Here is a 6,432-nt window from a genome sequence, read left to right on the forward strand (position 1 = left end):
GATCATGAGCAAGCTTCACGACGGCGACATCAAGGTCAGCTTTGAGTTCTTCCCGCCGGCCGACGACAAGGGCGAGGCCCGGCTGTGGGAAACCATCGAGAAGCTGGCCCCGTTGGAGCCGGAATTCCTCTCGGTGACTTATGGCGCCGGCGGCTCCACCCAGGACCGGACCGAGCGGATCGTCACCGACATCCTGCAGAAGACCAACCAGACGCCGACCGCGCACCTGACCTGCGTCGGCCAGAGCAAGCAGGAAATCATCGAACGTGCCGACCGCTGGTGGGAGCAGGGTGTGCGCAACATCCTGGCGCTGCGCGGTGACCCGCCGAAGGGCGAGACCGAATGGCAGCCGCACCCGGACGGCTTCGGCCACGCCGCCGAGCTGGTCGCGGCGCTGAAGGAGATCGCGCCGTTCAACATCGCGGTCGGCGCCTATCCGGAGATCCACCCGAACAGCCCCTCCGAAGAGGCCGACACCGAGAACCTGAAGCGCAAGGTCGACGCCGGCGCGGACCGGATCGTCACGCAGTACTTCTTCGAGACGGACGACTTCCTGCACTTCCGCGACCGCTGCGCGAGGGCCGGCATCGACGTGCCGCTGATCCCCGGGATCATGCCGATCTTCAACTACGGCAAGGTGAAGCGCTTCTCGCAGGGCTGCGGGGCCAAGATCCCGCAGTGGTTGGAAGACACCTTCGTCGGCCTGGACGAGGACCCCGAGACCCGGCAGCTGGTCGCCGCCTCCGTCGCGGCCGACCAGTGCAACCGGCTGCTCAACGAGGGCGTCCATCACTTCCATTTCTACACGCTCAACCGGCCCGAGCTGACCTACGCGGTCTGCCGCCGGATGGGCGTCAAGCCGCGCCTTAAGGAGGCCGCATAAATCATGAGCGACTTCCTCAATGCGATTAAGGACCGCGTGCTGCTGTGCGACGGCGGCATGGGGACGGCCGTGCAGTCCCTCGACCTGGAGCTGGAACGCGACTTCCGCGGCGCCGAGAACTGCACGGAGATCCTGAACCTGAGCCGCCCGGATGCGGTGCAGACGATCCACCGCGGCTTCCTGGAGGCCGGCTCGGACATCATCCAGACCAACTCGTTCGGCGGGTCGTCGATCACGCTGGCCGAGTTCGACCTGCAGGACCAGGCGAACGAGATCAACCGCAAGGCCGCGGAGCTGGCCTGGGCGACCATCGAGGAGTTCAAGGACGACGGCCGCGCGCGCTTCGTGCTCGGCTCGATCGGCCCGGGCACCAAGCTGCCCACGCTGGACCACATCGACTACGACAGCCTGGAGAAGGGCTTCGCCGACCAGGCCTACGGTCTGCTGGAGGGCGGCATCTCGGCGTTCCTGATCGAGACCTGCCAGGACCCGCTGCAGGTCAAGGCGGCCGTGAACGGCGCGCGCGACGCGATGCGCAAGCTTAAGCAGGACGTGCCGATCATGGTGCAGGTCACGGTGGAGACCACCGGGACCATGCTGGTCGGCACCGACATCGCGGCCGCCGGGACGATCCTGGACTCGCTCGACGTCGACACGATGGGCATGAACTGCGCCACCGGTCCCCAGGAGATGGCCGAGCACCTGCAGTGGATTTGCGAGAACTGGCCCAAGGAGATCTCGGTCCAGCCGAACGCCGGCCTGCCGGAGCTGAAGGACGGCCAGACCGTCTATCCGCTGACCGCGGGCGAGCTGTCGGACTGGCTGCGCCGGTTCGTCGCCGAGGACGGCGTCAACATGATCGGCGGCTGCTGCGGCACCACCGGCGACCATCTGCGCGCGCTCGACCGGATGCTGCGCGAGGTCGCCCAGGAGCAGGGGGACACGGACGCGATCCGGCCCAGGCCGGTCGACCGTCAGATCACCTGGGAGCCGTCGCTGGCCAGCCTGTACACCCAGGTGCCGCTGCGCCAGGAGAACACCGTCCTGGCGGTCGGCGAGCGCTGTAACGCCAACGGCTCCAAGCGGTTCCGCGATGCCCAGGACCAGAACGACTGGGACGCCTGCATCGACATCGCCAAGGAGCAGCAGCGCGAGGCGAGTCACGCGCTCGATGTCTGCACCGCCTTCGTCGGCCGCGACGAGGTGTCGGACATGCACGAGGTGATCAGCCGTCTGCGCGGCCAGGTCACCCCGCCGGTCGTGTTCGATTCGACCGAGCTCAAGGTCCTGGACTCGGCGATGAAGCTCTACGGCGGCAAGGGCGCGATCAATTCGATCAACTTCGAGGACGGCGAGGAGCCGCCCTCCGAGCGCCTGAAGCTGGCCAAGAAGTACGGCGCGGCCGTGATCGCCCTGACGATCGATGAAGACGGCATGGCCAAGGAGGTCGACAAGAAGCTGGAAGTCGCCAAGCGTCTGCGCGACTTCGCCGCCGACCACGGTCTGCCGGAAAGCGATCTGATCTTCGACCCGCTGACCTTCACGATCTGCACGGGTAACGACGAGGACCGCAACCACGGCATCAACACCCTGGACGCGATCGAGCGGATCCGCGCGGAAATCCCGAACGCCCAGGTGATGCTGGGGCTGTCGAACATCTCGTTCGGTCTGAACCCGGTCGCCCGCCACGTGCTGAACTCGGTGTTCCTGCACGAGGCGGAGAAGCGCGGCATGACCGCGGCGATCCTGCACATCTCCAAGATCAAGCCGCTGCACGCGATCCCCGAGGAAGAGGTCAACGCCGCGCTCGACCTGATCTACAACAAGCGGACCGAGACCCACGATCCCCTGCACGCCTTCATCGACCTGTTTAGGGGCCGCGAAGGCGAGGCGCAGGAGAAGAAGGCGCGCTCGGAGAACGTCGACGAGCGGCTCGCCCAGCGGATCGTCGACGGCGACCGCAACGGCCTGGAGGAAGACCTCGACGAGGCGCTGCAGTCGTACGACCCGCTCGACATCATCAACAACCACCTCCTGAACGGCATGAAGGAGGTCGGCGAGCTGTTCGGCGCGGGTAAGATGCAGTTGCCGTTTGTGCTGCAGGCCGCCGAGACGATGAAGCAGGCGGTCTCCCACCTGGAGCCGCACATGGAAAAGCAGGAAGGCTCCGAGAAGGGCACGATCGTGCTCGCCACGGTCAAGGGCGACGTCCACGACATCGGCAAGAACCTGGTGGACATCATCCTGACCAACAACGGCTACAAGGTCGTGAACCTCGGTATCAAGCAGCCGCTCAACGACATCATGAAGGCGGTCGAGGAGCACGGTGCCGACGCCGTCGGGATGTCCGGCCTGTTGGTCAAGTCGACCGTGATCATGCGCGAGAACCTGGAGGAGATGTCCCGCCAGGGCTTCAAGGTTCCGGTGATCCTGGGCGGCGCGGCGCTGACCCGGCAGTACGTCGAGGAGGACTGCGCCCAGGCCTACGAGACCGGGGCGGTCGCCTACGCCCGCGACGCGTTCGACGGCCTGACCCTGATGGACCAGGTCAAGAAGGGCACGATCGGTCAGCGCGCCGAGGCGGAGCGGGCGACCGGGACCGACGGCGCGTCCGCCGGCTCCGGGGGCTCCGGCCAGGGCCAGCAGGGCAAGTCCGGCGACAAGGGCAGCAAGGGCAAGAAGCGCCGCGAGCGCGAGGCCCAGGCGGCGAACGACGCCTACGCCACGATGGAGCCGGAGGAGCTGCGCCAGCGCCGGATCGAGCTGGCCGGCGAGGAGGCGCCGCCGGAGCCGCCGTTCTGGGGCCCGACCGTGCTCGCCCGCGTGCCCGCGCGGACCGTGCTGCCGTACCTGAACGAGCGGATGCTCTACCAGTTCCAGTGGGGCTACCGGAAGCAGGGCCGCAAGCTCAACGAGTACATGAAGTGGGCGAAGACCGAGCTGCGGCCGATCATGAAGCGGATGATGGACATCTGCGAACAGCAGGACATCCTGCTGCCGCAGGCGGTCTACGGCTACTGGAAGGCCGCGGGCGAGGGCAACGACCTGGTCCTGTTCCAGCCCGACGGCGAGACCGAGGCGCACCGCTTCAAGCTGCCCCGGCAGCCGAACAAGGACCGCAAGTGCATCGCCGACTACGTCCGCGACATCTCCGAAGGTCCGGAGAACCGCGACGTGATCGGGCTGCAGGTGGTCACCATGGGTCAGAAGGTCTCCGAGGTCGCCCGGCAGTGGTTCAACGAGGACCGCTACCAGGACTACCTCTACCTGCACGGCCTGGGCGTGGAGATGGCCGAGGCGATGGCGGAATACGTCCACAAGCGCATCCGCGCGGAGTGCGGCTTCGCCAGCGAGGACGCCAAGGACATCGACAAGCTGATGCACCAGCACTACCGCGGCAGCCGCTACTCGTTCGGCTATCCGGCCTGCCCGGACCTGAAGAGCCAGGAGCCGCTCCTGAACCTCTTGGGTGCCGACAAGATCGGGGTGGAGATGTCCGACGAGGACCAGCTCCACCCGGAGCAGAGCACGAGCGCGCTCGTGCTGCTGAACAAGCACGCCAAGTACTTCTCGATCTAAGGCGTGCGGGCCGTCGGCAGGGACGGCCGGCCAACGACCGCCGGCCCGCACCGCCAACCGGCCAGCCGACGACGCCCCGGGCGGCCCCTAGGCTGGCCGCCCGGGCGCGGCCCCTGCCTCACGGCGCTCGCGCCGGAGCGTCTCGATCCGGGCAGGGACCGATCCACCGGTGCGGCGTTACGCTTTCCGCCCCACCGGCGCCTCCAGCCTCAACGCGCCCCGCGCGTCCGCACAATAAGGACGGCGGGGCATTTTTTTGTTCGGTGGTTGCGCGCGGGGATTACGTCCGCTCGCGCGTCGCGGAGAAGGTAATGTCCGGCCAGTCCTCCTGGATCCGGCCCAGGTCCCAGAAGTTGCGGGCCATGTAGACCGGCGCCTCGTCGCGGTCCTGGGCGACCGCGGAGCGGTTGCGGTCCAGGAAGCGCTTCAGCTTGTCGGCGTCGTCGCAGGAGACCCAGCGGGCGGTGTCGTAGGGCGCGGGCTCGAAGTGCGCCTTGACGTTGTATTCGCTCTGGATGCGCTGCTCCAGGACGTCCAGCTGCAGCTGGCCGACCACGCCGACGATGTAGGAGCTGTCGATCACGGGGCGGAACACCTGGGTCACGCCCTCCTCGGCCAGGTCCTCCAACGCGCGGTTCAGGTGCTTGGCGCGCATCGGATCGTCCAGGCGCACGCGGCGCAGGATCTCGGGCGCGAAGTTGGGGATGCCGGTGAACTTGGTGTCGCCGCTCTCGACCAGCGTGTCGCCCACCCGCAGGGTGCCGTGGTTGGGCACGCCGATCACGTCGCCGGGCCAGGCCTCCTCCGCCAGATCGCGGTCCTGGGCGAAGAACATGATCGGGTTGTGCACCGCCATGGTCTTGCCGGTGCGCGCCTGTTTCAGCTTCATGCCGCGCTTGAAGTGGCCGGAAACCAGGCGGACGTAGGCGATCCGGTCGCGGTGGTTGGGGTCCATGTTGGCCTGGACCTTGAAGACGAAGCCGCTGACCTTGTCGCTCGCCGGCTCGACCGGCTTGGGCTGCGCCGGCTGGGTGCGCGGCGAGGGGGCGATCCGGCCCAGGTTCGCCAGCAGCTCCTCGACCCCGAACTCCTTCAGCGCGGAGCCGAAGAACACCGGGGTGAGGTGCCCCTCCCGGTAGGCCTGCAGGTCGAATGGCGGGCAGGCCTCCTGCGCCAGCTCGGCCTCCTCGGCGAGCTGGGCGGCCTGTTCGTCGGCGACGTATTGGCCGAGCTCGGACGGCTCGGCCGCGATCGGGTCCGGGTGCGCGCCCTGCTTGGCGTAGGGCAGGAAGCGCCGGCCGGCCAGGTCGTAGACGCCGGACAGGATGCCGCCCATGCCGACCGGCCAGCTCATCGGCGCGGTGTCGAGCGCGAGCGTCTCCTGGATCTCGTCCAGGATCTCGAAGGGGTCGCGGCCCTCCCGGTCGATCTTGTTGACGAAGGTCACGATCGGCACGTCGCGCAGCCGGCAGACCTCGAACAGCTTGCGGGTCTGGCTCTCGATGCCGCGCGCGGCGTCGATCACCATGATCGCGCTGTCGACGGCGGTCAGCGTGCGGTAGGTGTCCTCCGAGAAGTCCTCGTGGCCGGGCGTGTCGAGCAGATTGTAGGTCACGCCGTTGTATTCGAAGGTCATCACGCTGGTGGTGACCGAGATGCCGCGCTGCTGCTCGATCTGCATCCAGTCCGAGCGGGTGCGCCGGCGCTCCCCGCGCGCCTTCACCTGGCCCGCCATGTGGATCGCGCCGCCCAGCAGCAGCAGCTTCTCGGTCAGCGTGGTCTTGCCGGCGTCCGGGTGGGAGATGATCGCGAACGTCCGCCGGTTCGCCGCGGCGCGGCCCACGGGCGTGTCCGGCGCGCTGCTTGGATCGGTCGGTACGGTCGGCGCTGCGTCGGCCAAGGGGGTCTCCTGTCTCTCGCGTACGCGTCGGCTCTCAGGCTGGCCCAGATATGGGACGCGGAGCGGGTGG

3 protein-coding genes are annotated in these 6,432 nt (G+C 67.9%); 2 read left to right on the plus strand and 1 reads right to left on the minus strand.

Translation table 11 applies throughout. The features are described from left to right. Positions 1-4: 4 nt before the first annotated feature. Both metF and metH read left to right on the plus strand, forming a co-directional pair. Entirely contained in the window at positions 5-883 is an 879-nt protein-coding gene (gene metF, locus CKO28_RS13010; RefSeq protein WP_200341214.1) for a methylenetetrahydrofolate reductase [NAD(P)H], read from the plus strand. Between the two features lie 3 nt (positions 884-886). Continuing rightward, complete coding sequence (metH, locus tag CKO28_RS13015) at positions 887-4,462, plus strand: methionine synthase (protein WP_200341215.1); 3,576 nt, start codon at positions 887-889, stop codon at positions 4,460-4,462. A gap of 280 nt (positions 4,463-4,742) precedes the next feature. On the opposite strand, the gene CKO28_RS13020 is transcribed toward metH, so the two are convergent. Beyond that, positions 4,743-6,305, minus strand: a complete 1,563-nt coding sequence (locus CKO28_RS13020) for a peptide chain release factor 3 (protein ID WP_200341221.1) — start codon at positions 6,303-6,305, stop codon at positions 4,743-4,745. Between the last annotated feature and the right edge of the window lie 127 nt (positions 6,306-6,432).

Origin of the sequence: Rhodovibrio sodomensis, assembly GCF_016583645.1 — a bacterium.
In the GTDB taxonomy this organism is placed as follows: domain Bacteria; phylum Pseudomonadota; class Alphaproteobacteria; order Kiloniellales; family Rhodovibrionaceae; genus Rhodovibrio; species Rhodovibrio sodomensis.